Genomic DNA, 24,835 nt, shown 5'->3' with positions numbered 1-24,835 from the left:
TCCTCCCTCAGTCCCAGTCCAGGCCGCCACGCCGCCACACGTAGGCGTACGCGACGAAGACCGCGACGATGAACAGGACCATCTCCACGAAGCCGAAGATCGGCAGGGCGTCGAACGAGACCGCCCAGGGGAAGAGGAAGATGATCTCGATGTCGAAGACGATGAAGAGCATCGCCGTCAGATAGAACTTGATCGGGAACCGGCCGCCGCCGACCGGCTGCGGGCTGGGCTCGATGCCGCACTCGTACGCCTCGAGCTTGGCCTTGTTGTAACGCCGGGGACCGGCGAAGCGGGCGGCGCCCACGGAGAACAGCGCGAACCCCGCGGCGAGGGCGAACAGCCCGATGATCGGTGCGTAAGGCGAGAGCGACATCGTTTTCTCCTGCTCGTCCTTCCCTGCCCCTGGTCCTTGACGAAAATCACACTATTCACGTCCCCCGCGACGGCTGTCGCCGGGGGGTCGATCTCTATCCGCGCCGCGGTCGTCGCCGGCCGCGGGCCCGGCCGTCACACGAGCCCGCCTTCGTCTGCGACTGCGGGCTCGCAAGCTCACTCCTCGCGCTACACGGCTGGTGCCACCTTCGTCATCGCGTTGATGACCCGGTCCATCGCGTCCCCGCCACGGGGGTCGGTCAGGTTGGCCAGCAGCTTGAGCACGAAGCGCATCAACATCGGGTGCGGCATGCCGTGCTTCGTGGCCATCCGCATGATCTCGGGACGGCCGATGAGCTTCACGAAGACACCGCCGAGCCGGTAGTAGCCGCCGAAGCGGGCCTTCAGCTCCGCCGGGTAGGCCGTCAGGGCGCGCTCGCGCTCGGCGCCGGCCGGGCGCGCGAGGGCCTGCACGGCGATCTCCGCGGCCATCTCACCGGACTCCATCGCGTACGCGATGCCCTCGCCGTTGAACGGGTTGACCATGCCGCCGGAGTCGCCGACCAGCATCACGCCGCGGGTGTAGTGCGGCACCCGGTTGAAACCCATGGGCAGCGCGGCGCCGAGGATCGGCCCCTCCGCGTTGGCCTCGTCGGTCATGCCCCAGTCCGCCGGGGTGTTGGCCAGCCAGTCGGTGAGCAGCCGGCGGTAGTTCGTCTTGCCGAACGCGGAGGAGGAGTTGAGCACGCCGAGGCCGACGTTGACCCGGCCGTCGCCGAGCCCGAAGATCCAGCCGTACCCGGGCAGCAGGTTGTCGCCGCTGTCCTTGCTGCGCAGTTCCAGCCAGGACTCCAGGTAGTTGTCGTCGTGCTTGGCGGGCGAGCGGTAGTAGCGCCGGACGGCGACCCCGATCGGCCGGTCCTCCCGCTTGGCCAGCCCGAGGGCGAGCGGGAAGCGGCCGGAGACCCCGTCGGCCGCGACCACCAGCGGGGCGTGGAAGGTGGCGGGCTCCTTGTCCGGGCCGACCTCCGCCTCGACGCCGACGACCCGGCCGTCCGGGTCGAGCACCGGGCCGGTGACGTTCACGCTGGTGCGCAGCTTGGCGCCGGCGGCGACGGCCCGCTGGGCGAGCAGGTCGTCGAAGTCCAGCCGGGTGCGCACCAGGCCGTAGTTGGGGAAGCTCGCCAGGTCGGGCCAGTCCAGCTCCAGCCGGACGCCGCCGCCGATGACCCGCAGGCCCTTGTTCTGGAGCCAGCCCGCCTCCGGCGAGGTGTCCACGCCCATCCGGATCAGCTGTCGCACGGCACGCGGGGTCAACCCGTCGCCGCAGACCTTCTCCCGGGGGAACTCCGTCTTCTCCAGCAGCAGCACCCGTACGCCGTGCCGAGCCAGGTGGTACGCGGTAGCCGACCCACCGGGACCGGCGCCCACGACGATCACGTCGGCGTCATGCTCCACCGCGGTCATCTCGCGCCTCCTCCCGCATGCTCGTGAAATCCTTCACAAGCCAGACGGAGGGAGTCTATGACCGGCGTCATAACCACGCCTGATCAGGGGTACCTAACTTGCCGGAAACCCACCCGTCGGGGTCGGGACCGGGCGTCGGTCGGGGTCGGGACCGGATGCCGACGGGGGTCGGCGCCGGGCGTCAGTGCCGGGCCGGAGCGGCCGCGCCCAGGCCGGCGTCGAGCCGGATCGTCTCGGGCAGGTGCTCGCGCAGCGCGCCGCCGGCGGCGCGGTCCAGCGCGGCCAGCACCTCGGCCACCACCTGCCGGACGTCGGCGGGATCCGCGCCGGCCAGCTCCCTGAGCTGCGCGATAAGTTCTGCGGCGTCGTCGTCGGTGGCCTCCACACCGGCTGGCTGCTCTGGTCCCGTCATGGGGGCGAGCTTAACGGCGCAAAGTGGACTAAAAACGGATATTCACGAAACAGCCGCTTTCTCGGCGGGTGCGGCGCGCCGATCGGCCTCCCGTCGGCACCGGCCGCCGCCCGGAAGCGGACCGTCCGGCGCGGCGCCGCCGCTCATGACGCGGGACCGGCCGGCGCCGTGCCCCGCCTAGTCGCGGACCGCCCGGTGCAGTGCCGCCAGGCCGCCGGTCAGGTTCCGCCAGGCCACCGAGCCCCAGCCCGCCGCCTGGATCCGCTGCGCCAGCGCGGCCTGGTCCGGCCACGCCCGGATCGACTCGATCAGGTAGACGTACGCGTCGGGGTTGCTGGAGACCACCCGCGCCGCCGCCGGCAGCCACCGCATGAGGTACGACAGGTAGGCGGTGCGGAAGACGGCGTTGGTGGGGTGGCTCAACTCACAGATCACCAGCCGGCCACCGGGCCGGGTGACCCGGGCGAACTCCCGCAGCGCGGCCTCGGTGTCGACGACGTTGCGCAGCGCGAACGAGATGGTCACCGCGTCGAAGACGCCGTCGGCGAAGGGCAGCCGCAGCGCGTCGCCGGCCAGCAGCGGCACCGCCGGACGGGTGCGCTTGCCGGCGTGCAGCATGCCCAGCGACAGGTCGGCGCCGACCGCGTACGCCCCGGAGCGGGCCAGTTCCTCGGTGGAGACGCCGGTGCCCGCGCCCACGTCGAGCACCCGCTCGCCCGGGCGCAACCCGAGCGCCTCCCGGGTGGCCCGGCGCCACGCCCGGTCCCGGCCGGCCGTCATCACCGTGTTGGTCACGTCGTAACGAGCCGCCACGCCGTCGAACATCGCGGCGACCTCGTGCGGCTGCTTGTCCAGGCCGGCGCGCTGGCCCGGCGGGGTACGGCTCACCCCTCCACTCTGCCAGCCCGGCTCCGGCCGACGCCCGGCGGGTCGGCCGAGCGGCGGGTACGCGACAGGGGCGGGGAGGAGCCCACCCCGCCCCTGCGCGGCGTACGTCAGTCGGTGGACTTCTCGTCGCCGGGGTTGACCAGGACGACGTCGCGCCGCCGGGAGATCAGCAACAGCGCGCCGCCGGCCAGCAGCACGGCGGCGCCGATGCCGCCGATCAGGCCGGCCTGCACGCCGGTCACCGGCAGCCCGCCGCCGTCACCGTCACCGTCGCCGCCGCCCGTGCCGCCGCCCGGGGTCGTGGTCGGGGTCGGGGTCGGCTCGCCGCTCGGGGTCGGCGTCGGGGTCGGGTTCGGCGTCGGCTGCGCCGACAGGTCCACGAACGCCTCGAAGGTCGCGTGGTTGTCCATCGGCTCGGCCTCGGTGAAGCTCTTCCGCTGCGCCGGGCTGGCGACCTGCGCCTCCGCTTCCGGCTCGCCCTCGGCGGCGTCCAGTCCGTACGCGAAGAGGTCGCCCTCCCGGAGCACCGGCTCGGTGACGTCGTCGCCGACCTTCACCGTCACGTCGGCGGTGTAGTACTGCCCCCGGCGGATGATCGCGCCGGCGTCCTCGCACAGCGCCCGCGCCCTGCCGAGGAAATCGTCCTCGACGCAGCTCTCCGGCAGCGTCACGAAGCTCACACCCGACGGGAGCATGAGGCCGTAGAAGAGACCGGTCGCGGGCCGGCTGCCGTCGTTGTAGACCGCCCAGTCCAGCGGGACCGTCTCGCCCCGGCGTACGGGCTTCAGGTCGGGCTCGTCGGCCACCGCGCCGTTGACCACGACGTTGGCCTGGACGTCCTGCACCCAGGCGGTGAGGTCGTAGCCCGGCTTCGTCACGGTCACCGGCACTTCGATGTCCTTGTTGTTCTCCAGGTCGGGGTCGCCGGTGGCCGAGCTGACCGTCACCTTCAGCACGCCGCCGTCGCCCCTGCCGCCGGTGCTGAACAACGGGATACCGAAGTCCTCGCTGGTGCCGCCCCGCAGGTCGCCGAGGAGGCAGGTGAAGGTCTTGCCGGTCACCTCGCAGCCGTCCGGCACGACGTAGCCGACCCGCTTGGCCTTGAGGCCGCTGGGGTCGACTTCCACCGTGACGGCCTTGGCGTCGACGCCGTCGGTGAGGTTCTGGACGGTGAACTTGAACGGCTTGGCCTTCGCGGCCTTGACGCCCTTGGCCAGCTGGTAGCTGGTCGGCGTCAGGGCGAGGTCAGCCTGGTCGGCGGCGTATGCCGGAACGGCGACGGTGGTCAGGCCGCCCGCCGCGAGGAGCGCCACGGCGCCGGCGCGGGCCAGGGCCGAGCGGTGGAACAGGGTCATCGGTCCCCCGGGGGTTAGGGAAGAAACGGATGGTTGCGGAACCGAGCGGACCGTATCGAAGCATGACGTGGTGCGCCAGCAGGGCGGATCATCTTTCATCCATCCGTCCGGTTCGGTCGAACGGACGGACGGGGCGGGACGGTCGCCCGTCCCGCCCCGTCTCCAGGGTCGTGCGCCCGGCCGGTGCGGGCCGACGGGGCCGGCCGTCAGGCCGTCGGCTTCTCGTCGCCCGGGGTCACCAGGACGACCCGACGCCGGACCCTGCCCGCGTCCGGCGCACGGAACGGACAGTGGGGGCGGGATGGTCACCCATCCCGCCCCCACTGCCGTGCGTTATGTGAACGACCCTCGCGGGTCGATGGAGGACGACCGTCAGGCCGTCGGCTTCTCGTCGCCCGGGGTCACCAGGACGACCCGACGCCGCCGCGCGATCACGAACATCGCCGCGCCCGCGACCAGCACCGCGCCGCCGATCCCGCCGATCAGGCCGGTCTGCGGACCGGTCAGCGGCAGGCCCGGCTCCTCGCCGCCGCCGCCCGCGCCGCCCTTGGCGGTCACGACGACAGCGTACGCGTCGGTGTTGTCGGTGGCGTCCACCTCGGTGGCCGCCACGGCCTCGGCGTTCGCCGGGAGGGCGCTCTTGCCCGCGGCGCGGACGGTGCTCGCCTGGCTGCCGAGCGCCTCGACGGTGACCTGGCCACCGGTCAGGCTGCCGGCCTTGACGTCCTTGCCGACCGAGAGCAGGTGGTAGAAGCGGCCGCCCGAGATCAGGTCGTCGCCGTCCTTGTCCTGCGAGACCGGGATCAGGTCGGCGTCCCGGTAGGTGCAGACGAGCGAGGTCTTGCCGGAGTTGTACTCGCAGCCGTCCTCGGCCTCGGCGAAGGTCACGCCCTTGGGCAGCTTGACGCTGATCTTCAGCCCGGCGGCGGTGGCGTCGCCCTGGTTGAAGGCGGAGTAGATGAGCTGGGCGGTGTCGCCGGCGCGCAGGTCGCCGCCAACCTTGATCTTGTCGCCCTCGACCGTGACGGCCTTGGTCACGTCATTGGCCACCACGGTCAGGTCCGGGCCGGTGCCCTCGACCTTGACCTTGACGGTCACCTCGTTGTTGGACTCGTCGGGGTCGGCGCCCTCGTGCAGGATGATGGCGCTGATCTGGCCGGCGTCACCCGTCGCCTCGCCCTTGCGGGTCAGCGGGAAACCCCAGTCGATGTCGCGGCCGGCGGGCAGGACGTCGCCCTCGATGCCGCAGAGGATCAGGCCGTCCTCGCGGGGGCTGCAGCCGCTCTCGTCGATGTCGACCTTGGTGGTGTCCAGCTTGCTGATGTCGAGGCCGACCAGGACGCCCTTGGCGTCCACCTTGCTCTTGTTGAGCAGGGAGACGGTCGAAATCTTGCCGGGCGCGCCGACCGCGATGCTGGTGCCGGTGGCCTCGATGGCCAGGTCGGCCGAGGTGTCGGCCAGGGCCGGGGCGGCGAAGAGGCCCGCGGCCAGGATCCCGGCGGCGCCGGCGACGGCCAGCGCACGGTTACGGAAGATCATTGGAGAGTTCCCCCCGTGGGGTGCAGGAACGGTACGGCCGGGGACGTTAGCGGTCCGCGATCACCCTTGCCACCCCGCCGTCGGCCGCGTTGAACAGTGCGGCTAAGAATCGCTTAAGGATTGCCCGGATTGATATGTCTTGCTGCCCCTCAGGCACCGGTCGGCCCGCTGGAACGGCACTCGAATCGATATCAACGGCCGGCAACCACTCACCCGATCGGCTGGTCGGCGACATCGCCGCCGGTCACGCTCGGTCAACTCCGTGTTCACCGACCGGTCGACCAACGGCAGACACCCCACCGTCCGTCGACGGTGGGGTGTCGGGTGGTGCGGCGGTAGCTCAGCGGGCGTCGACCAGCGGAAGGGCCTTCCCGGCGCCGCCGCCCGGCAGCGCGATCGAGGAGAAGTGCGACACGACCCGCTCGTCGGTCGGGTCGTCGGCCGGGGTCCGGTGCACGGCCAAGCGGTTGTAGAGGGTGTCCCGCTGGGCGGGGATCCGGTCCGCCGAGCGGATCATGCCGATCAGCTCGTGCAGGTTGGAGCGGTGCCGCGCGCCTGCGGAGGAGATGACGTTCTCCTCCAGCATGATCGAGCCGAGGTCGTCCACGCCCATGTGCAGGGCGAGCTGCCCGACGTCCTTGCCGGTGGTGAGCCAGGACGCCTGCAGGTGCGGCACCGTCTCGAAGAAGAGCCGGGCCACCGCGACCAACCGCAGGTATTCCAGCGTGGTGGCCTGGGTCCGGCCCTTGAGGTGGTTGTTCTCCGGCTGGTACGTCCACGGGATGAACGCCCGGAAGCCCCGGGTGCGGTCCTGCACGTCGCGGATCATCCGCAGGTGCTCGATCCGCTCGGCGGCGGTCTCGCCGGTGCCCATCATCATCGTGGCGGTCGACTCGACGCCCTGGCGGTGCGCCAGCTCCATGACCTCCAGCCAGCGCTCACCCGACTCCTTCAGCGGCGCGATCGCCGTGCGGGGACGCGCCGGCAGCATCTCCGCACCGGCACCGGCGATCGAGTCCAGCCCGGCCGCCTTGATCCGCGCGATGGCCTCGTCCAGGCTGACGCCGGAGACCTTGGCCATGTGCAGGATCTCGCTCGGGCCGATGGAGTGGATGGCGAGCTGCGGGTACGCCTTCTTGACCGAGGAGAAAAGCTCCTCGTAGTACTCCACGCCGTAGTCCGGGTGGTGCCCGCCCTGGAGCATGACCTGGGTCGCGCCCAGCTCGACCGCCTCGCCGCAGCGGCGCAGGATCTCCTCGGTCGGGTGGGTCCAGCCCTCCTTGTGCTTGGGGGCCCGGAAGAACGCGCAGAACTTGCACGCCGTCACGCAGACGTTGGTGTAGTTGATGTTGCGATCGATCAGGTACGTGACGATGTTGTCCGGATAGCGCCGCCGGCGTACGGCGTCGGCCGCTTCGCCCAGGGCGTGGAAGGGCGCCTCGGTGTAGAGCAGCAGGCCCTCCTCGGGCGTGATCCGCCCGCCGTCCGCGCCGCGCTGCAGGATGTCGTCGATCTCCCGGCTCACCGTCACGCCTCCGAGCCTACGTCGCTCCGCACGGCTCTGGTCGGCGGCATCCGACCGTGTGACCAACGCCGAAAAGAGGACGCGAGGGGTGGCCCGACACACCCGAATGCCTGAATGATTACGGCATTGCCCCTGAATGATTCTATGATGTTGCCATGCTCTACTCGACACCCCTCTTGACCGATGACGACAAGCACGTCCTCAACGAACTGGAGGGGATGCGCGAGACGCTTCGCTACCAGGTTGCCGAACCGCGACGCTGGACAGGACAACTCCGTCGAACACTGATCGCGCATGCGATCCAGGGATCGAACTCGATCGAGGGCTATCAGGTCGGGCTGGACGACGCGGTGGCCGCGGTCGCCGGCGAGGAACCCATGGAAACCAGTCCGGGCACGTGGGACGTCATCACGGCTTATCGGGACGCCCTCACCTACGTGCAGCAGCTCGGGCACTCATCGGAATTCACCTGGCACCACATGCTGCTCAACGCCCTGCACTTCATGATGATGCGCCACGACCTGTCGAAGTGGCCGGGCCGCTACAGACCGGGCGACATCTACGCCGACGAGGCGCACACCGGCCGTCTGGTCTACACGGGACCCGATGCCGACGAGGTGCCGGCCCTTGTCGGCGAACTGGTCGAGTGGCTCGCTCACGAGCAGTCGGACACCCCTCTCCTGGTCCGCGCATCCATGGCCCACCTGAACCTGGTCAAGATCCACCCATGGCGAGACGGCAACGGGCGTATGTCACGGTGCCTGCACACACTCGTCCTGGCCCGCGACGGAGTTCTGGCGCCCGAATTCTCCTCTATCGAGGAATGGCTCGGCGTGGGCCGCAACACCTACGCCTACTACGACGTGCTCGCTGAGGTCGGCGGCCCGATCTGGCAGCCGGAGAACGACACCGGGCCGTGGATCCGCTTCTGCCTCAGCGCCCACCACCAACAGGCCCAGTTGGTTCGGCAGCGGATCGACCAGGCCGCCCGCCTCTGGGACCTGCTCGACACCTGGGTCAGGCGGCGCAACCTGCCAGAGCGCGTGGTCAGTGCGCTCCAGCTGGCGGCCACCGGCGGCAAGGTGCGCCGTACGGTCTATCAGCATGACGAGTCGCTCACAGACGACCAAGCCGTCCGCGATCTCCGTGCCCTGGTGCGGGCAGATCTGCTCGAACAGCATGGCCAGACCCGCGGCAGGTACTACATAGCCTCGGCAGCACTGCGCGAACTCGCCGCTCCAGCACTACGTCCCAGGGAAATCGTCGATCCGTACAAGCGTGCACGGTAGGGACTCGGTCGACGTCACCGGTGAGCAGCCAGCCACCTCAGGCGTCGTAGTCGACCGTCAGCCTGTCGGTGGTCGGGCTGGACTGGCACGTGAGGACGTAGCCGGCGGCCACCTCGTCCGGCTCCAGGGCGTAGTTGCGGGCCATCGTGACCGCACCGTCGACGACCTTGGCCTTGCAGGTCGAGCAGACCCCGCCCTTGCAGGCGTACGGCAGCTCGCCGCGGACCTTCAGCGCCGCGTCCAGCACCCGCTCGTCGCGGCCCATCGTGAAGCTCGACGAACGGCCGTCCAGCACGATGGTCACCTCGGCGCCGGCCCCCGGCTCGTCGGCCGGGCGTCGCGGCGGGGCCGGGGCCTCGTCGACGTGGAACAGCTCCGTGTGGACCGCCGACTCCGGCACCCCGCACCCGGTGAGCACCTCCCGGGCGTCCACCACCATGCCGTACGGGCCGCAGAGGAACCACTCCCCGATGGCGTCGCCGGGGACGATGGTGGCCAGCAGCCGGCCCAGCCGGTCGGCGTCGATCCGGCCGGAGAGCAGCGGGGACTCGCCCTGCTCGCGGGAGAGCACATGCACCAGGTGCAGGCGGGTCGGATAGCGGTCCTTCAGGTCGGCGAGCTCCTCGGCGAACATCACCGTGTTGGCCGTGCGGTTGCCGTACACCAGGGTGAAGGTGCTGGCCGGCTCGACGGCGAGCGCCGTCGCGACCAGCGCGAGCACCGGGGTGATCCCCGAGCCGGCGACCACCGCGCCGTAGTGGCGGGCCCGGTCCGGCGCGAAGGCCGTGGTGAAGTTCCCGAGCGGCGGCAGCACCTCGACCGTGTCGCCGCCCCGCAGGGCGCCGCAGGCGTACGCCGAGAACGCCCCGCCGGGGATCTCCCGCACGCCGATCCGCAGCCGGCCGTGCCGCGCCAGGTCCTCCGGAGTGGAGCAGATGGAGTACGACCGCCGCACGTCCTCCCCCGCCTCGGTGCCGCGCCGGACGGTGAGGTGCTGACCGGCGGAGAACGCGAAGGTCTCCCGCAGCTCCGGCGGCACCGCGAAGGTGATCGCCACGGCGTCGTCGGTGAGCCGGTCGACGGCGGCGACGGAGAGCGGGTGGAAGACCGGCCGGCGGCGGACCGGGCGGGTGATGGTGACAGTCACAGCGCCTTCAGGTGGTCGAAGGGTTCACGGCAGGAACGGCAGCGCCAGAGCGCCTTGCACGCGGTGGAGCCGAAGCGGCTGACCTGCTCGGTCTCCGGTGAGCCGCAGCGCGGGCAGCGTACGGCGAGGGCCAGCGGCACCACGCCGCCGGTGCGGACGGGGGCCGGCGGGGCGATGCCGGCGGCGGCGAGCTTGGCCCGGCCGGCGGCGGAGATCCAGTCGGTGCTCCACGCCGGGCTGTAGACGGTGCGCACCTCGGCGTCGGGATGGCCGGCGGCGGCCAGGGCCCGGCGGATGTCGGCGCGGATCACGTCCATCGCCGGGCAGCCCGTGTAGGTGGGGGTGATGGTCACGACGACCCGGCCGGTCGCCGGGTCCTCGTCGACCGCCCGCAGGATGCCGAGGTCGGCGATGGTGACGACCCGGATCTCCGGGTCCACCACCGCCGCCACGGCGTCCCTGGCGCTCGTCACCACTTGGCCCCGGGGTGGGCGCGGTGCAGCACCTGCATCTCGGCGAGCAGGTAGGACAGGTGCTCGGTGTGCACCCCGTCCCGCCCGCCGGCCGGCGCCCAGCCGCCCTCCGGCCGGGTCAGCGTGGCCTCGTCGAGCACGGCGGAGACGGTGGCGTCGAAGTCGGCCCGCAGGGTGGCCGGGTCGACCGGCGCCGCCGGGTCCGCCGCGAACAGCTCGTGCGCGTACGGCCAGACCTGCTCGACGGCGGCCTGCATGCGCCGGTGCGACTCCTCGGTGCCGTCACCCAGCCGCCGCACCCACAGGGAGGCGTGGTCGAGGTGGTAGGCCGACTCCTTGCGGGCCTTGGCCCCGATCGCGGCCAGCCGCTCGTCGGCGCAGCCGACCAGCGCGGTGTAGAGCGGGAGCTGGTAGGCCGAGAGGAAGAGCAGCTTCGCCATGGTGACCGCGAAGTCGCCGTTCGGCAGCTCCACGAGGAGGCAGTTGCGGAACTCCCGGTCGTCGCGGAGGAACGCCAGCGCGTCCTCGTCCCGGCCGGCGCCCTCCAGCTCGCCCGCGTACGACAGCAGGAGCCGGGCCGCGCCGAGCTGGTCGAGGGCGATGTTCGCCAGCGCGATGTCCTCCTCCATCTCCGGCGCGCGGGTGGTCCACTCGGCCAGCCGCTGCGCCGCGATCAGCGCGTCGTCACCGAGGGCGAGGGTGAAGTCGAAGGGGCCGGTCACGCCGCCACCTCGCTCCGCTCGGCGGCGGCGCGACGCGCCCCGGTGCTGAGCCGAATGGTTCGCTCGCTGCGCTCGCTCACAGGTGGGCCACCCCGTCCGGCACCTCGTAGAAGGTGGGGTGGCGGTAGACCTTGTCGGCCGCCGGGTCGAAGAAGGCGTCCTTCTCGTCGGGGCTGGACGCGGTGATCGCGCCCGCCGGCACCACCCAGATGGAGACGCCCTCCTGGCGGCGGGTGTAGAGGTCCCGCGCGTTGCGCAGGGCCAACTCGGCGTCTGGGGCGTGCAGGCTGCCGACGTGGGTGTGCGACAACCCGCGCCGCGCCCGCACGAAGACCTCCCACAACGGCGACGGATCGCTCGCACCGCGCTGATCCGTTCGCTCGCTACGCTCGCTCACGCCGCCACCCTCTCCTTCTTCTCCGCCCGCTTGGCGGCGTACGCCGCGGCGGCCTCACGCACCCAGGCTCCGTCGGTGTGGGCGCGGCGGCGGTGCTCCGCCCGCTGCCGGTTGCACGGCCCGTCTCCCTTGATCACCCGCATCAGCTCGTCGTAGTCCGGCTGGGTGAAGTCGTACGACTGCCGGGACTCGTTCCAGCGCAAACCCGGGTCGGGGATGGTCAGACCGAGGATCTCGGCCTGCTGTACGCACATGTCCACGAAGCGCTGGCGCAGCTCGTCGTTGGAGAACCGCTTGATCTTCCAGGCCATGGACTGCGCCGAGTGGGTGGAGTCGGTGTCCGGCGGGCCGAACATCGCCAGCGACGGGTACCACCAGCGGTCGACGGCGTCCTGCGCCATCGCCTTCTGCGCGGGCGTGCCGTGCGCCAGGGTGTGCAGGATCTCGTAGCCCTGCCGCTGGTGGAACGACTCCTCCTTGCAGACCCGGATCATCGCGCGGGCGTACGGACCGTACGAGCAGCGGCAGAGCGGCACCTGGTTGACGATCGCGGCGCCGTCCACCAGCCAGCCGATAGCGCCGACGTCCGCCCAGGTCAGCGTCGGGTAGTTGAAGATCGAGCTGTACTTCTGCCGGCCGCTGAGGAGCAGCTCGACCAGCTCGTCCCGGCTGATCCCGAGGGTCTCCGCGGCGGCGTAGAGGTAGAGGCCGTGGCCGGCCTCGTCCTGGACCTTGGCCAGCAGGATCGCTTTGCGCTTGAGCGAGGGGGCTCGGCTGATCCAGTTCCCCTCCGGCTGCATGCCGATGATCTCGGAGTGCGCGTGCTGGGCGATCTGCCGGATCAGCGTCCTGCGGTACGCCTCGGGCATCCAGTCGCGCGGCTCGATCTTCTGGTCGGCGTCGATGACCGCGGCGAAGTACGCGGCGAGGTCCTCGTCGGGGCCGGGGGCACCGGCGCGCCGTCCCCGCTCGGCGGCCTCCCGCAGCGCCGCTTCCGCCGCCTCGACCTCGCCGAGCAGGCCACCGCCGGGTGCGTCCTCGGCGGAGAAGTCGTTGCCATACATGGGGTCAAGTGTTACAGCTTGCAACTCGCCGCACCAGAGGTGTGTAACAGGTTTCCGAGGACAGTTCGGGACGCGACAGCGACTCCCAGCGGGCGGCAAACTATGACTTGGATCACGCGGCGAAAACGAATTCCCCCAATAGCCGCATAGCGGCCCGATATCCCGCCTTCATGGCAAGTTGCCAGGTGTCATGTTCTGGCGTGCGGCCGATCCGCACGTAGACTTCCCCCGGTCACACCATCGGCTGCCGACTATCGCCCCACGAACACGGAGGCCGCATCCCCCGGCCTCGGCGAGCCGCCGATCCGTCCGGACAACAAGCCGGTCCCCCCGGCCCTGACATCTGGAGCTCACCCACTCATGCGATCCCGCGTGACCCTGGTGCTCGCCGTCGTGGCGGTCCTCCTCGGTGGCGGCCTGCTCGTGCCCGCCGCGTACGCCCGACTCGCCGGCGACGACGCCGCGAGCGGCGGAAGCGGCGGCGGAAGCGTGGCGGCGCCGGCGCCCACCCCGCCCCCGCCGCCGACCCTGGCCGCCGGCCCGGTGTCGGTGAACTTCAAGGGCGAGTTCTTCTCGTGGGCCCTGATGGACCGGGAGACCGGCGAGATCTCCGGCGCCAAGAACATGGCCTCGACCAGCTCGACCGAGTCGATGATCAAGGCATGGTTCGCGGCCGACTACCTCCGCCGACTCGGCGACAAGCCCGTGCCGGCCGAGCGGAAGAAGCAGATCTCCGCCGCCATCCGCAACAGCGACGACGACGCCGCCAACGCCCTCTACAACGCGGTGGGCCGCGCCGAGACGATCAATCGGATGACCAGCACCTGCGAGCTGACCGACACCAAGCCGGGCAACGTGCCGGGCTACGTGGGCTGGTGGAGCTTCACCCGGATGTCCCCCCGCGACGCCGTCCGGCTCGGCGACTGCATCGGCGACGGCACGGCCGCCGGCCCGACGTGGACCAACTACCTGCTGGACGAGATGAGCAAGGTCAAGGGCACCACCGCCGCCAAGGACCAGAAGGCCCGGTCGGGCGGCGGCCGTTGGGGCATCATCGACGGGCTCCCCCAGTCGATCCTCAGCCAGGGCCCGGTCAGCATCAAGAACGGCTGGACCCCGCTGAACTACGACGGCAACTGGCACGTGAACTGCCTCGCGGTCACCGACAAGTGGAGCCTCGCGGTGATGCTGCGCTACCCGCAGAAGAGCGGGCTGGACTACGGCGCGCAGACCTGCGCCTCGGTCGCCAGCCAGCTGGTGACCCCGCAGCCGGGCGCCGCCCTCAAGGTGCCGCAGCAGCCGGTCGGGAAGCTCTGATGGCCGGGCAGCGCCGGGACGACCGGCGCGGCGACGCTTCCCCCGCCAAGCTGATCGCCGTCGCGGTGGTCCTGGTCGGCCTGGTGCTCGTGTCCCTGCGGCTGCTGCCGGGCTCGCCGTTCGAGTCCACCGCCGCCGCCCGGTGGGGCGAGCCCGCCGTGCCGGCCGACCGCGGTGCGAGCGCGCCGGGCGACCGCAGCTCGCGGCAGTCGCCATCGCCGTCGCCGTCGCCCAGCGCGACGCCGGAGCCGCTGCCGTTCGAGGCGAGGGACCTCGACATGGACATCGAGGGCTGGTACTCCTGGAGCGTCCTCGACCGCCGGACCGGCGAGATCATCGGTTCGGACAACATGGACGAGACCAGCACCACCGCCTCGCTGATCAAGGCCTGGATCGTGGCCGACTACCTGCGCCGCGCCGCCGATGCCGGCCAGACGCCGAGCGACGCCAAGCTCGCCGACGCCACGAGGATCATCCGGGACAGCGACAACACCCGGGCCGAGCAGTTCTACAACACCGTCGGCCGGTCCGCCTCGATCAAGCGGCTGATCTCGCTGTGCGAGCTGACCGACAGCAAGGTCGCCCCCGACGGCGGCTGGAGCCGCACGGCGCTCTCCCCCCGCGACACCGCCCGGATGGGGGCCTGCATCGCCGACGGCCGGGCCGCCGGGCCGAAGTGGACGACGTGGCTGATCAAGGAGATGCGACTGGTCCGGGGGGCGGGCGACTTCGGCATCCGCAAGGCGTTCCCGGCCGCGGAGCGCAAGACCATCGCCATCAAGAACGGTTGGATCGACCGGACCAGGGAGCAGGAGATGCACATCAACTGCCTGGCCATCGGCGACACCTGGACGATGGGCGTGATGGTCCGCTACCCGATCGGCAAGGGCTACGAGTACGGCATGAAGAACTGCCAGAAGATCACGGAAGCCCTCCTCCGCGACCCCGTCTGACCCTCGCCGCCGATCGTGGCGGTCGCGGGCGGGCGGGGTCAGCCCGTGAAGAAGTCGGGGCCGGTGTCGGGGAGGGACGGGGCGGCGCCGAGGGCGGCGGCGCGGCGCGCGAACTCGCGCAGGCCGGCCACCTGGCGGTCGCCGAGCGAGAAGTCCAGCGCCCGGAAGTACGTCGCCAGGGTCTCCGCGTCGAACGGCTCCCAGCGCGCGCCGGCCTCGGCGACCTGGTCCAGCTCCGAGAGGCACAGGTCCCGGGAGCGCAGGAACGCGTCGTGCACCTCCTTGACCAGCCCCGGGTGGGCGGCGGCGAAGTCCCGGCGTACGGCCCAGACGGCGAAGACCATGGGCAGGCCGGTCCACTCCCGCCACGCCTGCCCGAGGTCGGTGACCTCCAGCCCGCGCTTCGGCGCCTCGTAGAGCGCGCGCAGCGCCACGTCGCCGATCAGCACCCCGGCGTCGGCCTCCAGCAGCATCTGGGTCAGGTCCGGCGGGCAGCGGAAGTACTCAGGGTTCACCCCGTACCGCTCGCCGAGCAGGAGCTGGGCCAGGAGGACCCCGGTCCGCGAGGTCGAGCCCAGCGCCACCTTTCCGTGGTCGAGCTCGGCCAGCGGGCGGGTGGAGACGATGTTGACCGACAGCACCGGGCCGTCGCTGCCGACCGCCAGGTCGGGCAGGAGCAGCAGTTCGTCGGCGTGGCGCAGGTACTCCACGTGCGAGATCGGGCCGATGTCCAGGTCACCGGCGACCAGCGCCGCGCTCAGCCGGTCCGGCGAGTCCTTGTGCAGGTCGACGTCGATCAGGGCGCCGGAGCGCATCAGCCCCCAGTAGATCGGCAGGCAGTTCAGGAACTGGATGTGCCCGACCCGGGGGCGCGCGACGTGCTCAGCCATGCCCCGACCGTATCCCCGCCATTCGCCCGGGGCTCAGCGGGTCGGCGTCGGAGTGGCCAACCCCGCATCCACCGCGGCGTCGGAGGCGGGGGCGCCCGAACCGGTTCCTGTCGGGGCGGCGCCCGCGACCGGTGCACCGGCAGGCGTCCGCGCGGGGGCCGCACGGGCCGCGCGGCGGAGGGGAACCGAGACGACGGCGACCGCCAGCAGGCCGGCCAGCCCGCAACCCGCGACCAGCGGCCGGGGATCGGCCGCCTCCAGCAGGAGGCCGCCGGCCAGGAAGCCGACCATCGCGGCGCCCTGGACCGCCGCGCCGAAGGAGGCGAAGGCGCGGCCCCGCGCCGCCTCCGGCACCCGGCGGGCCAGCAGCACGTTGTTGAAGACGTTGCTGCCGCCGTTGAAGATGCCGCCGGTCAACCAGATCGGCACCAGCAGCAGGGCCGTCGGCACGGCCGCCGAGGCCAGCACCATCGCGCAGCACGCGCCGAGCAGCGCCAGGCTGGCCCGGACCAGCCTGGCGTCGCGGTCGAGCCGCCGGACCACCCGCGCGAAGAGCCACGCGCCGGCCAGGACGCCGAGCGTCCAGGCGCCGGTCACCAGCCCGTACATCGTGGTCGAGCTGCCCAGCGTCTCCCGGATGAAGAACACCTCGATCACGTTGATCGCCCCGACGGCGCCGAACACCCCGGCGACGCTGGCGACCATCGCCACCAGCAGCGGATCGTGTCGCAGCCGCCAGGCCGGGGGCACCGCCGCGTCGCCGGCCGCCGTCGGCCCACGGCTTCCTCTGCGGGTACGGATCAGCAGTCCGGCCGCCACCAGCGCCAGATAGCTGCCGGCGCCCACGAGCAGCGGCAGGCGCGTGCCGAACTCGCCCACCAGCAGCCCGGCCAGCGCCGGACCGGCGAGCGAGCCCAGGGTGCCGGCCGACTGGTTGAGCGCGCTGGCCCGGGGCAGGTCCTCGGCCCGCACCATCGCCGGCACCAGCGCCGAGAGCACCGGCTGGGTGACGGCGAGGCCGGTGGCGAGCAGCGCCACCAGCGCGATGACCAGAAGCGGGTGCCCGGCGTACGCGAGCGTGAGGCAGATGCCGGCCTGGGCCAGCCCCGCGGTCACCAGCAGGATTCGGCTGTCCACCCGGTCCGCGAGGCGACCGGTCAACGGCGCGAACGCCACCAGCGGCAGGGTCGCGGCGAGCAGCAGGCCGGACACGGCGAGCCCGCCCGCCCCGGCCGACTGCAGCGCCAACGTGAGCGTGCTGGCGGCGAGGAAGTCACCGCAGGTGGCCACGCCCCGGGCGGTGGTGGCGAGCCAGACGTCCGGCCAGCGCGACGGACCAGATGTGAAGGACATACTTCGAAAATAATCCTTCACATCTGGCGGGTGCAATCCCCTTTCAGTCGACCGGCAACGCCTTGTAGTGCACCGAGACGGTGCGCGCCCCGGCCGGCGGGTCCACCCGCGACCGTTTGCGGTACGGCTCGAACAGGCGGTCCACCGCCTCGTTCAGCTCGCTCAGCTCCGCCGCGGTGAGCAGCAGTTGCGAGTCGGCGAGCCGGCTCGCCTCGTACCACTCGGCCGGCTCGTCGGGCGCGCGCCGCAACCAGTCGCGGCTGCGCTCCAGGTCGCGGGCCAGCCACGCCTCCACCAGCGCACGCTCGGCCGCCCGGGCCTCCGGCGCCGTCCCGCGCCCGGCGTCGACGGTCCAGCTCGGGCTGACCACCCGCCAGACTCGCTCCCGCGCGTCGCCGCGGTTCGGTGCCTGCTCCACCAGGCCCGCCTTCGCCAGCTCCCGCAGGTGGTAGCTGGTGGCGCTCGGCGACAGGCCGACGATCTCCGCGCACTCCGTGGCGGTCGCGCCGGCCTCGATCGAGCTGAGGTGTTCCGTGATCGCGAGTCGGGCCGGGTGGGCCAGCGCCCGCATCACCTGCGGATCGCTGATGGTCACCCGGGGTCGCTCGGCAGGCGGCTCGGTCATCCCCCCATGATCCCGGCCGCCGGTGGTCGGCCACCACCGGCAACGACAGGAGGGTGCGCCGGAGCCGGCGGCGACGACCGGTCAGCACGCCAGCGCGTGGGCGCCGGGCGCGGAGGGCGGTGAAATTCGGTGGAGCGGGAGCCGGTGTGCGCGTAGGCTGGCAGGTCGCTTGACGGCCAGGGTGAGGTGAGCACCGCATCGGACGTCCCGCGCCGGGGGCCGGCCATCCGCCCGCCGGACACGCGAGCGATCAGCAGATGACCTCGATGGGATTCAGCGTGACCGCAGTCGACCTCGACCTCGACCTCGACACCGACCTCGCCGCCGAGCGCGAGCACCTCGCCACCTCCCGGGCCGCCCTGGCCCGGATGCGGGAACGCGCCGAGGCCCTCTTCGCCACCGGCGACCAGGTGGCCGGCGACGCCTACGCCGCCGAGACGCTCGGGCGCACCCTGGCCCGCCGGGTCGCCGAACTCGCCGACGACCCGACCACGCCCCTCTTCTTCGGCCGCCTCGACTTCGGCCCGGCCACCGGCGCCGCACCCGCCGCCGGCCCGGTCACCGACGCCGCACCAGCCGACGGCCGGCCCGCCAGCACGGCCACCGACAGTTCGTCCCCCGACGGCACGCCCGGTGGCAGCGACGACGGGGCGGGCCCCGGGCACCCCGACCACGCCGGCCGGCGCTACCACGTGGGGCGGCGGCACGTCACCGACGAGCGGGGCGAGCCGCTGGTGCTGGACTGGCGGGCACCCGTCTCCCGGTCGTTCTACCGGGCCAGCGCCCGCGACCCGCAGGGCGTGGCGGTACGACGCCGCTTCGGGTTCAGCAGCGGGACGCTCACCAGCTTCGAGGACGAGCACCTCGACCGGGGCGAGGAACTCGGCACGGCCAGCCGGATCCTGACCGCCGAGATCGAGCGGCCCCGCGTCGGGCCGATGCGCGACATCGTCGCCACCATCCAGCCGGAGCAGGACGAGCTGGTCCGGGCCGACCTGGCCGACTCGATCTGCGTGCAGGGCGCGCCGGGCACCGGAAAGACGGCGGTCGGCCTGCACCGGGCCGCCTACCTGCTCTACCTGCACCGGGAGCGGCTGCGCCGCGCGGGTGTGCTGATCGTCGGGCCGAACCGGGCCTTCCTGTCGTACATCGCGGCGGTGCTGCCGGCGCTCGGCGAGGTCGAGGTCGAGCAGGCCACGGTGGAGGACCTGGTCGCCCGGGTGCCGGTGCGGGCGGTCGACGACCCGGCGGTGGCGGCCGTCAAGCACGACGTGCGGATGGCCGAGGTGCTGCGCCGGGCGATCGACGCGCACATCGGCGAGCCGACCGAGCCGATCATGGTCTCGGACGGCTCCTACCGGTGGCGGATCGGGCTGGACCCGCTGCACCGGCTGGTCGAGGAGACCCGCCGGGAGCGGTTGCCGTACGCCACCGGGCGGGAACGCGTCCGGGCCCGGGTGGTGGCTCTGCTCCAGCGGCAGGCCGAGGCGCGGCGCGCCGAGTCGCCGAGCGACGCCTGGCTGCGCCGCATGGGCAGGTGCGCGCCGGTCGCCGCCTTCCTCGACGCGGTCTGGCCGGCGCTGACCCCGGAAGGGCTGGTCCACCGGCTGCTCACCGACGCCGAGCTGCTGGCCGCCAGCGCCGACGGGTTGCTGACTGCCGACGAGCAGGCGCTGCTGCGCGGGACGCCCGATCTGGTGGCGGCAGGCGGCGCGGCGGATGCCCCGCGTCCGGCGCGCCGCGCCGCGGCAGCCGGGACGAAGCTCGGGCGCACCCCGAAGGCCACGAAGTGGACGGCGGCGGACGCGGTGCTGATCGACGAGGCCGCCGGGCTGGTCGAGCGGCCGGCCGGCTTCGGCCACGTGGTGGTCGACGAGGCGCAGGACCTGTCGCCCATGCAGTGCCGGGTGATCGCCCGACGCAGCGAGCACGGGTCGATCACGCTCCTCGGCGACCTGGCCCAGGGCACCGCGCCGTGGGCCGCCGCCGACTGGCGGGAGTCCCTGCGCCACCTGGGCAAGCCGGACGCGGTGGTGGTCCCGCTGACGGTCGGCTTCCGGGTGCCCGCCGCCGTGGTCGCGTTCGCCAACCGGCTGCTGCCGGCGCTCGCCGTCGACGTGCCGCCGGCGGAGTCGCTGCGCCGCGACGGCGCGCTCGACGTGCGTACCGTCACCGACCTGACCGCCGCGACGGTGGCCGAGGTGCGCGCGGCGCTGGCGTTCGACGGCTCGGTCGCGGTGATCGCCGCCGACGACGCGGTCGACGGGCTGCGGGCCGCCCTCGCCGCCGCCGGGGTCGAGGCCGCGACCGTCGACGACCCGGCCGCCGCGGCGCGCGTCACGGTGGTGCCGGCGACGCTGGTCAAGGGCCTGGAGTACGACCATGTCATCGTCGTCGAGCCGGCGGCGATCGTGGCGGCCGAGCCGCGCGGCCTGCACCGGCTCTACGTGGTGCTCACCCGGGCCGTCTCCCGCCTCGCCGTGCTGCACGCCGCGCCGTTGCCCGCGCCGCTCGCCTGACCGGCCGCCGGGCGGCGCGGTTGCCGGTGAGCGCGGCGGTCGTCCGGGGCGGTGTGCCGGCGGGGCACGCCCGCCCCGGATCTCGGTGATTCGCTGCTGGCTCCGTGCTCGTCACGACGGGCCACGACGGGCGCGTCAGCGAACCGGCACCCGCATCAGCACCGCGCCGTCGGCGCCGAGCACGGTGATCTCCGTGAACTCGACCTCGCTGGTGGTCCAACTGTCGGCCCGGACGATGTACGTCCCGTTGACCACCGGCGCCTCGACGCTGTACCCGCGGTCGGTCCGCACCCGCACGCGCGTCGCGCCCTCGGGCGCAAGCCCCTCCATCACGCTCGCGTGACCCAGGGGGAGATCGCTCAGGGTGAGCACGGTTACGCCGCCGGCAACAGCGCAGGTGCGCGGCGGGCAGTACAGCGGGTCCTGCCCCGGGTCCAGCCGGCTGCCGCTCGAAATCCTGAGGTCGCCCCCGGGACGGGCCAGGCAGTGGGCGATTCCGGTGCCGTTGACGACGATGGCGGCTCGGCGTCCGTCGGGCCACTCGACGGCGTTGACCAGTCGGTCGCCCGGACCGTCCACCCGGCACTGGGTCAGCACATCGGCGCGTTCCGGCTCCGCCATCGCGGTCAGCGGCCGGCCCGGTCCGGCGTTGCCGAGCAGTCGCGGCCCGACCTGCCACAACCCGACCCCGACGACCAGCACGAACGCGGTGGCCAGCGCGGTGGCCAGGATGCCCGGCCAGCCGCGTCGGGCGGGGCCCTCGGCCCGCTGGACGATCTCGCCCAGCGGGGTGACCGGCAGCCGCTCGTCGGCGAGCAACCGGTCGAAAGCGTCACGGACCTGCTGCGTCGGGTCAGTCATCGAGGTGCTCCCTGAGGGCGGCGAGTCCACGGTGCAGGAGGGTCTTGACGGTGCCGGCGGGGCAGCCGAGCGTCTCGGCGATCTCCCGCTCCGGCAGGTCGAGGTAGTAGCGGAGGAACAACGCGGCGCGCTGCCGGGGCCGGATCCGGCGCAGCGCCGCCCGTACCGACGCGGACTCGTGCGGCACCGTGACCGGGCGCGTCGGGTCGGCGAAGGCGTGCCGCCGTTCGAGGATGCGCCGTCGTACCCAGGAGGTGCAGCGGCTGGCCACCGCCCGCCGCAGCCAGCGCTCCGGTTCCCGCACCTGGGCGCGGCGGCGGTACAGGTCGATGAACGCCTCCTGCACTATGTCCTCCGCCGCGGCGGCGCTACCCGTGGTGAGGTACGCGAACGCCACCATCCCGCGGAAGTGCCGCTCGTACGTCGTCCCGAAGACGTCGTCCGCGACGTCCGCGAGCGCTGTCCGGCCTGTCATGCCTACTCCGCTCCCGCCCGCCGTCGAAAGCGGGCGACACCGTACAGGCGCACGACGGCCAGCGACGGTTTCAGCCATCGGCGACCCACCGGGGGTGGATCGGTTCACAGGTGACCGGGCCAGCGGCGGCGACGCCCCGTTGTCCGCCGAACCCGCTGTCGATGGGCATGCTCGTGGTCCGGGTGGTGCTGCTGACGGCGCTGGCCGCGCGGGCGTGCCGGCGCGACGAGGGTCGACGGTTCAGCTGACGTTTCGTCCGATCCGCCCCGTCGCGCGGCAGGTCGGTGCCACGATGCCGGCAGGGGCACCGTCGTGGTCGCCCCCCGCCGAGAGGGGTCGACGTGAGCACCGTCCCGCCGGGCACGCCCTGCTGGGCCGACCTCGCCACCCCCGGTCTCGCCGACGCGCGAAGGTTCTACCCGGAGCTGTTCGGGTGGACGGGCCGGATAGACCCGGAGCCCGAGGCGGGCGGCTACACCGTCTTCCTGCTCGGCGGACGGGCGGTGGCGGGCGCGGGACCGCCGGCCATCCCCGACCAGGTGCCGATCTGGTCGACGTACCTGGCGACGGACGACGCGGACCTCGTGGCCGGCCGGGTCGAGCGGGCCGGCGGGCAGGTGGTGGTGCCGCCGTTCGAGGTGTTCGACCGGGGGCGGATGGCGGTCTTCACCGACCCGGCCGGGGCCGCCTTCAGCGTCTGGCAGCCGATGGCGATGCCCGGGGCCGAGGTGTTCGACACCCCGGGCGCGCTGACCTGGACCGAACTGGTCACCCCCGACCCGGACGGCGCCAAGGTCTTCTACGAGCTGGTCTTCGGCTGGCACCCGGACGACCAGCCGGCAGGGCCGGTCACCTACACCGGCTGGCGGCTCGGCACCCGGATCGTGGCCGGCATGGTGCCGCCGCTGGGCGACGGGTTCCCGGCGGACACGCCCGCGTACTGGTCGGTGTACTTCGCGGTGGCCGACGCCGACGCGGCCGCCGCCCGCGCCGCCGAACTGGGCGGCACGATCCTGGTCCCGCCCCAGGACGCCCCGGCGGGCCGCTTCGCCGCCCTCCGCGACCCCCACGGCGCCCTCTTCAACATCCTCACCCGCCCCTAACCCACCCACCCCTCCACGTTGATCATGAAGGTGCGGCGACAAGCCGGGCGACGCGACAACAACTTCATGATCAACGGCAGGGGGCCCGGGAAGGAGCGGGGAGGGGACAGGGGGTCAGGGGAGGGGGCGGACGGGGACTACCAGGGGGCCGTGGTCGCCGTCGATGACGCGGACGGTGGCGCGGTACCAGGTGGCGAGGAGTTGCTCGGTCAGCACCTCGCGCGGAGTGCCGGCGGCGACCACCCTGCCGTCGGCGAGGAGCACCATGCGGTCGGCGTACTCGCCGGCTATCGAGAGGTCGTGCATGGTGGCGAGCACGGTCAGGCCGTGCTCGCGGCGGAGCCGGTCGACCAGCTCCAGCACCTCCTGCTGGTGGCCGATGTCCAGGGCGCTGGTCGGCTCGTCCAGCAGCAGCAGGGTCGCGCCCTGGGCCAGCGCCCGGGCCAGGAAGACCCGCTGCCGCTCGCCGCCGGAGAGGGTGGCCAGCTCCCGGTCCTGGAACCCGGTCAGGTCCAGCCCGTCGAGCACGTCGTACGCGGCGGCCAGGTCGGCGGCCGACTCCCGGCCGAGCGGCGGGATGTACGGGGTGCGGCCCAGCAGCACGTAGTCGAGCACCGACATGCCGGCCGGCACGACCGGGGACTGCGCCACGGTCGCCACCACCCGGGCCCGGTCGCGGCGGCGCAGCGCCTCGCTCGGCGTACCGAAGAGGGAGATGGCGCCCGGCGCGGGCAGCAGGCCGCCGACGGCGCGCAGCAGGGTCGACTTCCCGGCGCCGTTCGGGCCGATCACGGTGACCCACTCGCCCGGGGCGACGGTCAGGTCGACGCCACCGAGGATCGGCGTGCCGTCGAGGCGGACGTGCAGGTCGCGGACCTCGACGGCGGGGACGGCGGGGACGGTCGTCCGGTCGCCGCCGTCCGCCGGCTGCGGGGCGGACACGCGCGCCCCGCCGTCCGCCGGCCGCGGCGCCGGCGCACGTCGCGCGCTCATCCGAGCACCCGCCGGGAGGTGCGCAGGACCAGGACGAAGAACGGGCCGCCGAGCAGCGCGGTGACCACGCCGATCGGCACCTCCGCCGGGGCGGCGACGGTACGCGCGACCACGTCCGTCAGCGCCAGGAAGGCGCCGCCGAAGAGCAGCGAGAGCGGCAGGATCACCCGGTAGCTCGACCCGGCCAGCAGCCGTACGGTGTGCGGCACGATGATCCCGACGAAGCCGATCAGCCCGGAGGCGGAGACCGCGGCGGCGGTGCCGAGCGAGGCGGCGGCGATCAGCAGGTAGCGGGACCGCTGCGGGTGCAGCCCGAGGCCGGTCGCCTCGTCGTCGCCGACGGAGAGCACGTCCAGCTCCCGCCGGTGCAGCAGCACCACCAGGGCGGTGAGGAGGAAGTACGGCAGCACCAGCCGGACGTCGTGCCAGCCGGCGGTGGCGAGCCGCCCGAGCAGCCAGGAGTAGACCTGCTGGATGCTGTCGGAGTTGCGTTGCAGCAGGTAGGTCTGCCCGGCGGAGAGGAACGCGGAGACGGCCACCCCGGCCAGGATCAGCGTCGCCGTGGAGCGGGCGCGCCCGCCGGACGCCCCGAGCAGGTAGGTCATCGCCACCGCGCCGAGCGCGCCGACGAAGGCGGCCAGCGGGATGGTGAGCGGCAGCCCGGTGAGCGCGCCGCCCGCCCCCACCCCGAGGGTGATCACGGCGGTGACCGCCAGCCCGGCCCCGGCCGCCACCCCGAGCAGGTACGGGTCGGCCAGCGGGTTGCGGAACACGCCCTGGTAGCAGCCGCCGGCCAGGGCGAGCAGCCCGCCGACCAGCAGGCCGAGCACCACCCGGGGCAGCCGCAGCTCGGTGACGATGGCGATCTCCCGCTCGGTCAGCCCGCTGTCGATGCGTACCCCGGGGACGAGGTTGAGCAGCTCGGCCGCGACGCTGCCCGGCGGCAGGCTGACCGGGCCGAGCGACACCCCGGCGACCAGGGCGACCAGCACGGCGGCGACGCCGGCGACGAGCCAGCGCGGCCGCAGCCCGGCGGGCCGGGACGCGGGGAGCGTCCCGGCCCCCCCCGGGGGGGGGGGCGAGTGGAGAGACCGCG

General features: G+C 73.0%; 25 protein-coding genes. 6 read left to right on the top strand and 19 right to left on the bottom strand.

Features of this window, described 5'->3' with window-relative positions; all coding sequences use genetic code 11:
- Positions 1–7: 7 nt before the first annotated feature.
- The 7 genes from ABZ793_RS05630 to mqnC all read right to left on the bottom strand — a co-directional run bounded on the left by ABZ793_RS05630 (position 8) and on the right by mqnC (position 7,564).
- Positions 8–373 (bottom strand): NADH-quinone oxidoreductase subunit A, encoded by a 366-nt coding sequence (locus ABZ793_RS05630; protein WP_350701881.1) that lies wholly within the window; start codon positions 371–373, stop codon positions 8–10.
- 188 nt (positions 374–561) lie between these two features.
- Positions 562–1,839 (bottom strand): geranylgeranyl reductase family protein, encoded by a 1,278-nt coding sequence (locus tag ABZ793_RS05625; protein WP_357452418.1) that lies wholly within the window; start codon positions 1,837–1,839, stop codon positions 562–564.
- A gap of 181 nt (positions 1,840–2,020) precedes the next feature.
- Entirely contained in the window at positions 2,021–2,251 is a 231-nt protein-coding gene (locus tag ABZ793_RS05620; protein WP_350701884.1) for a hypothetical protein, read from the bottom strand.
- Positions 2,252–2,428: 177 nt separating this feature from the next.
- Positions 2,429–3,139, bottom strand: coding sequence for a demethylmenaquinone methyltransferase (locus ABZ793_RS05615; protein ID WP_357452415.1), 711 nt, complete (start codon positions 3,137–3,139; stop codon positions 2,429–2,431).
- Between the two features lie 107 nt (positions 3,140–3,246).
- Positions 3,247–4,494 (bottom strand): cell wall anchor protein, encoded by a 1,248-nt coding sequence (locus ABZ793_RS05610; protein WP_357452412.1) that lies wholly within the window; start codon positions 4,492–4,494, stop codon positions 3,247–3,249.
- A 372-nt stretch (positions 4,495–4,866) separates the two neighbouring features.
- Entirely contained in the window at positions 4,867–6,033 is a 1,167-nt protein-coding gene (locus ABZ793_RS05605) for an LPXTG cell wall anchor domain-containing protein (RefSeq protein ID WP_357452409.1), read from the bottom strand.
- Positions 6,034–6,373: 340 nt separating this feature from the next.
- Positions 6,374–7,564 carry a cyclic dehypoxanthinyl futalosine synthase gene (mqnC, locus tag ABZ793_RS05600; RefSeq protein ID WP_357452406.1) on the bottom strand — a complete coding sequence of 397 codons (1,191 nt, stop codon included), beginning with the start codon at positions 7,562–7,564 and terminating at the stop codon, positions 6,374–6,376.
- A gap of 149 nt (positions 7,565–7,713) precedes the next feature.
- On the opposite strand from mqnC, the gene ABZ793_RS05595 reads away from it, so the two are divergent.
- Positions 7,714–8,847, top strand: a complete 1,134-nt coding sequence (locus ABZ793_RS05595; protein ID WP_357452403.1) for a Fic family protein — start codon at positions 7,714–7,716, stop codon at positions 8,845–8,847.
- 37 nt (positions 8,848–8,884) lie between these two features.
- Here the strand turns inward: ABZ793_RS05595 and paaE are convergent, their stop codons facing one another.
- From paaE to paaA, 5 genes are all read right to left on the bottom strand, one after another.
- Positions 8,885–9,994 carry a 1,2-phenylacetyl-CoA epoxidase subunit PaaE gene (gene paaE / locus ABZ793_RS05590; RefSeq protein ID WP_357452400.1) on the bottom strand — a complete coding sequence of 370 codons (1,110 nt, stop codon included), beginning with the start codon at positions 9,992–9,994 and terminating at the stop codon, positions 8,885–8,887.
- Entirely contained in the window at positions 9,991–10,467 is a 477-nt protein-coding gene (gene paaD / locus ABZ793_RS05585) for a 1,2-phenylacetyl-CoA epoxidase subunit PaaD (RefSeq protein ID WP_357452397.1), read from the bottom strand. The genes paaE and paaD overlap by 4 nt, the downstream gene beginning before the upstream one ends.
- The gene (gene paaC / locus ABZ793_RS05580; RefSeq protein ID WP_357452394.1) at positions 10,464–11,189 is read right to left on the bottom strand and encodes a 1,2-phenylacetyl-CoA epoxidase subunit PaaC; all 726 of its coding nucleotides are present in this window, start codon (positions 11,187–11,189) and stop codon (positions 10,464–10,466) included. The genes paaD and paaC overlap by 4 nt, the downstream gene beginning before the upstream one ends.
- A gap of 76 nt (positions 11,190–11,265) precedes the next feature.
- Positions 11,266–11,586, bottom strand: a complete 321-nt coding sequence (gene paaB / locus ABZ793_RS05575; RefSeq protein ID WP_357452391.1) for a 1,2-phenylacetyl-CoA epoxidase subunit PaaB — start codon at positions 11,584–11,586, stop codon at positions 11,266–11,268.
- Entirely contained in the window at positions 11,583–12,650 is a 1,068-nt protein-coding gene (gene paaA, locus ABZ793_RS05570; protein ID WP_357452388.1) for a 1,2-phenylacetyl-CoA epoxidase subunit PaaA, read from the bottom strand. The genes paaB and paaA overlap by 4 nt, the downstream gene beginning before the upstream one ends.
- A gap of 360 nt (positions 12,651–13,010) precedes the next feature.
- Here paaA and ABZ793_RS05565 point away from each other — a divergent pair, with 360 nt between their 5' ends.
- On the top strand, positions 13,011–13,967 hold the full coding sequence (locus ABZ793_RS05565; protein WP_357452385.1) for a hypothetical protein: 957 nt from the start codon (positions 13,011–13,013) through the stop codon (positions 13,965–13,967).
- On the top strand, positions 13,967–14,920 hold the full coding sequence (locus ABZ793_RS05560) for a hypothetical protein (protein WP_357452382.1): 954 nt from the start codon (positions 13,967–13,969) through the stop codon (positions 14,918–14,920). Before ABZ793_RS05565 ends, ABZ793_RS05560 begins: the two co-directional genes overlap by 1 nt.
- Before the next feature lie 38 nt (positions 14,921–14,958).
- Here ABZ793_RS05560 and ABZ793_RS05555 read toward each other — a convergent pair whose 3' ends face one another.
- From ABZ793_RS05555 to ABZ793_RS05545, 3 genes are read right to left on the bottom strand one after another with little or no spacing between them, the layout of a single operon-like run.
- Positions 14,959–15,810 carry a menaquinone biosynthesis protein gene (locus ABZ793_RS05555; protein ID WP_350701906.1) on the bottom strand — a complete coding sequence of 284 codons (852 nt, stop codon included), beginning with the start codon at positions 15,808–15,810 and terminating at the stop codon, positions 14,959–14,961.
- 33 nt (positions 15,811–15,843) lie between these two features.
- Positions 15,844–17,163 carry an MFS transporter gene (locus tag ABZ793_RS05550; protein ID WP_357452378.1) on the bottom strand — a complete coding sequence of 440 codons (1,320 nt, stop codon included), beginning with the start codon at positions 17,161–17,163 and terminating at the stop codon, positions 15,844–15,846.
- Positions 17,164–17,206: 43 nt separating this feature from the next.
- Positions 17,207–17,788 (bottom strand): metalloregulator ArsR/SmtB family transcription factor, encoded by a 582-nt coding sequence (locus ABZ793_RS05545; RefSeq protein ID WP_357452376.1) that lies wholly within the window; start codon positions 17,786–17,788, stop codon positions 17,207–17,209.
- A gap of 278 nt (positions 17,789–18,066) precedes the next feature.
- On the opposite strand from ABZ793_RS05545, the gene ABZ793_RS05540 reads away from it, so the two are divergent.
- Positions 18,067–20,307, top strand: coding sequence for an AAA family ATPase (locus tag ABZ793_RS05540; RefSeq protein WP_357452374.1), 2,241 nt, complete (start codon positions 18,067–18,069; stop codon positions 20,305–20,307).
- A gap of 135 nt (positions 20,308–20,442) precedes the next feature.
- On the opposite strand, the gene ABZ793_RS05535 is transcribed toward ABZ793_RS05540, so the two are convergent.
- Together ABZ793_RS05535 and ABZ793_RS05530 are read right to left on the bottom strand one after the other, a co-directional pair.
- Positions 20,443–21,168, bottom strand: a complete 726-nt coding sequence (locus tag ABZ793_RS05535; protein WP_357452371.1) for a hypothetical protein — start codon at positions 21,166–21,168, stop codon at positions 20,443–20,445.
- On the bottom strand, positions 21,161–21,643 hold the full coding sequence (locus ABZ793_RS05530) for a sigma-70 family RNA polymerase sigma factor (protein ID WP_357452368.1): 483 nt from the start codon (positions 21,641–21,643) through the stop codon (positions 21,161–21,163). Before ABZ793_RS05530 ends, ABZ793_RS05535 begins: the two co-directional genes overlap by 8 nt.
- 110 nt (positions 21,644–21,753) lie before the next feature.
- Between ABZ793_RS05530 and ABZ793_RS05525 the strand changes: the two genes are divergently transcribed.
- Both ABZ793_RS05525 and ABZ793_RS05520 read left to right on the top strand, forming a co-directional pair.
- On the top strand, positions 21,754–21,891 hold the full coding sequence (locus ABZ793_RS05525) for a hypothetical protein (RefSeq protein ID WP_357452365.1): 138 nt from the start codon (positions 21,754–21,756) through the stop codon (positions 21,889–21,891).
- A gap of 93 nt (positions 21,892–21,984) precedes the next feature.
- The gene (locus tag ABZ793_RS05520) at positions 21,985–22,746 is read left to right on the top strand and encodes a VOC family protein (RefSeq protein WP_357452362.1); all 762 of its coding nucleotides are present in this window, start codon (positions 21,985–21,987) and stop codon (positions 22,744–22,746) included.
- A 114-nt stretch (positions 22,747–22,860) separates the two neighbouring features.
- Here the strand turns inward: ABZ793_RS05520 and ABZ793_RS05515 are convergent, their stop codons facing one another.
- Both ABZ793_RS05515 and ABZ793_RS05510 read right to left on the bottom strand, forming a co-directional pair.
- The gene (locus ABZ793_RS05515; RefSeq protein WP_357452359.1) at positions 22,861–23,739 is read right to left on the bottom strand and encodes an ABC transporter ATP-binding protein; all 879 of its coding nucleotides are present in this window, start codon (positions 23,737–23,739) and stop codon (positions 22,861–22,863) included.
- The gene (locus ABZ793_RS05510) at positions 23,736–24,767 is read right to left on the bottom strand and encodes an iron ABC transporter permease (RefSeq protein WP_357453148.1); all 1,032 of its coding nucleotides are present in this window, start codon (positions 24,765–24,767) and stop codon (positions 23,736–23,738) included. Before ABZ793_RS05510 ends, ABZ793_RS05515 begins: the two co-directional genes overlap by 4 nt.
- Positions 24,768–24,835 lie beyond the last annotated feature (68 nt).

This window comes from Micromonospora sp. NPDC047465, assembly GCF_040643125.1.
Classification (GTDB): domain Bacteria; phylum Actinomycetota; class Actinomycetes; order Mycobacteriales; family Micromonosporaceae; genus Micromonospora.
This window is presented reverse-complemented; position numbering and strand designations above follow the sequence as displayed.

Excerpts from the sequence above, each read along its gene's own strand:
- ABZ793_RS05630 (WP_350701881.1), bottom strand. The coding sequence starts at position 373 with ATGTCGCTCTCGCCTTACGCACCGATCATCGGGCTGTTCGCCCTCGCC.
- ABZ793_RS05625 (WP_357452418.1), bottom strand. The coding sequence starts at position 1,839 with ATGACCGCGGTGGAGCATGACGCCGACGTGATCGTCGTGGGCGCCGGT.
- ABZ793_RS05620 (WP_350701884.1), bottom strand. The coding sequence starts at position 2,251 with ATGACGGGACCAGAGCAGCCAGCCGGTGTGGAGGCCACCGACGACGAC.
- ABZ793_RS05610 (WP_357452412.1), bottom strand. The coding sequence starts at position 4,494 with ATGACCCTGTTCCACCGCTCGGCCCTGGCCCGCGCCGGCGCCGTGGCG.
- ABZ793_RS05605 (WP_357452409.1), bottom strand. The coding sequence starts at position 6,033 with ATGATCTTCCGTAACCGTGCGCTGGCCGTCGCCGGCGCCGCCGGGATC.
- ABZ793_RS05595 (WP_357452403.1), top strand. The coding sequence starts at position 7,714 with ATGCTCTACTCGACACCCCTCTTGACCGATGACGACAAGCACGTCCTC.
- paaA (WP_357452388.1), bottom strand. The coding sequence starts at position 12,650 with ATGTATGGCAACGACTTCTCCGCCGAGGACGCACCCGGCGGTGGCCTG.
- ABZ793_RS05565 (WP_357452385.1), top strand. The coding sequence starts at position 13,011 with ATGCGATCCCGCGTGACCCTGGTGCTCGCCGTCGTGGCGGTCCTCCTC.
- ABZ793_RS05560 (WP_357452382.1), top strand. The coding sequence starts at position 13,967 with ATGGCCGGGCAGCGCCGGGACGACCGGCGCGGCGACGCTTCCCCCGCC.
- ABZ793_RS05555 (WP_350701906.1), bottom strand. The coding sequence starts at position 15,810 with ATGGCTGAGCACGTCGCGCGCCCCCGGGTCGGGCACATCCAGTTCCTG.
- ABZ793_RS05550 (WP_357452378.1), bottom strand. The coding sequence starts at position 17,163 with ATGTCCTTCACATCTGGTCCGTCGCGCTGGCCGGACGTCTGGCTCGCC.
- ABZ793_RS05545 (WP_357452376.1), bottom strand. The coding sequence starts at position 17,788 with ATGACCGAGCCGCCTGCCGAGCGACCCCGGGTGACCATCAGCGATCCG.
- ABZ793_RS05535 (WP_357452371.1), bottom strand. The coding sequence starts at position 21,168 with ATGACTGACCCGACGCAGCAGGTCCGTGACGCTTTCGACCGGTTGCTC.
- ABZ793_RS05530 (WP_357452368.1), bottom strand. The coding sequence starts at position 21,643 with ATGACAGGCCGGACAGCGCTCGCGGACGTCGCGGACGACGTCTTCGGG.
- ABZ793_RS05515 (WP_357452359.1), bottom strand. The coding sequence starts at position 23,739 with ATGAGCGCGCGACGTGCGCCGGCGCCGCGGCCGGCGGACGGCGGGGCG.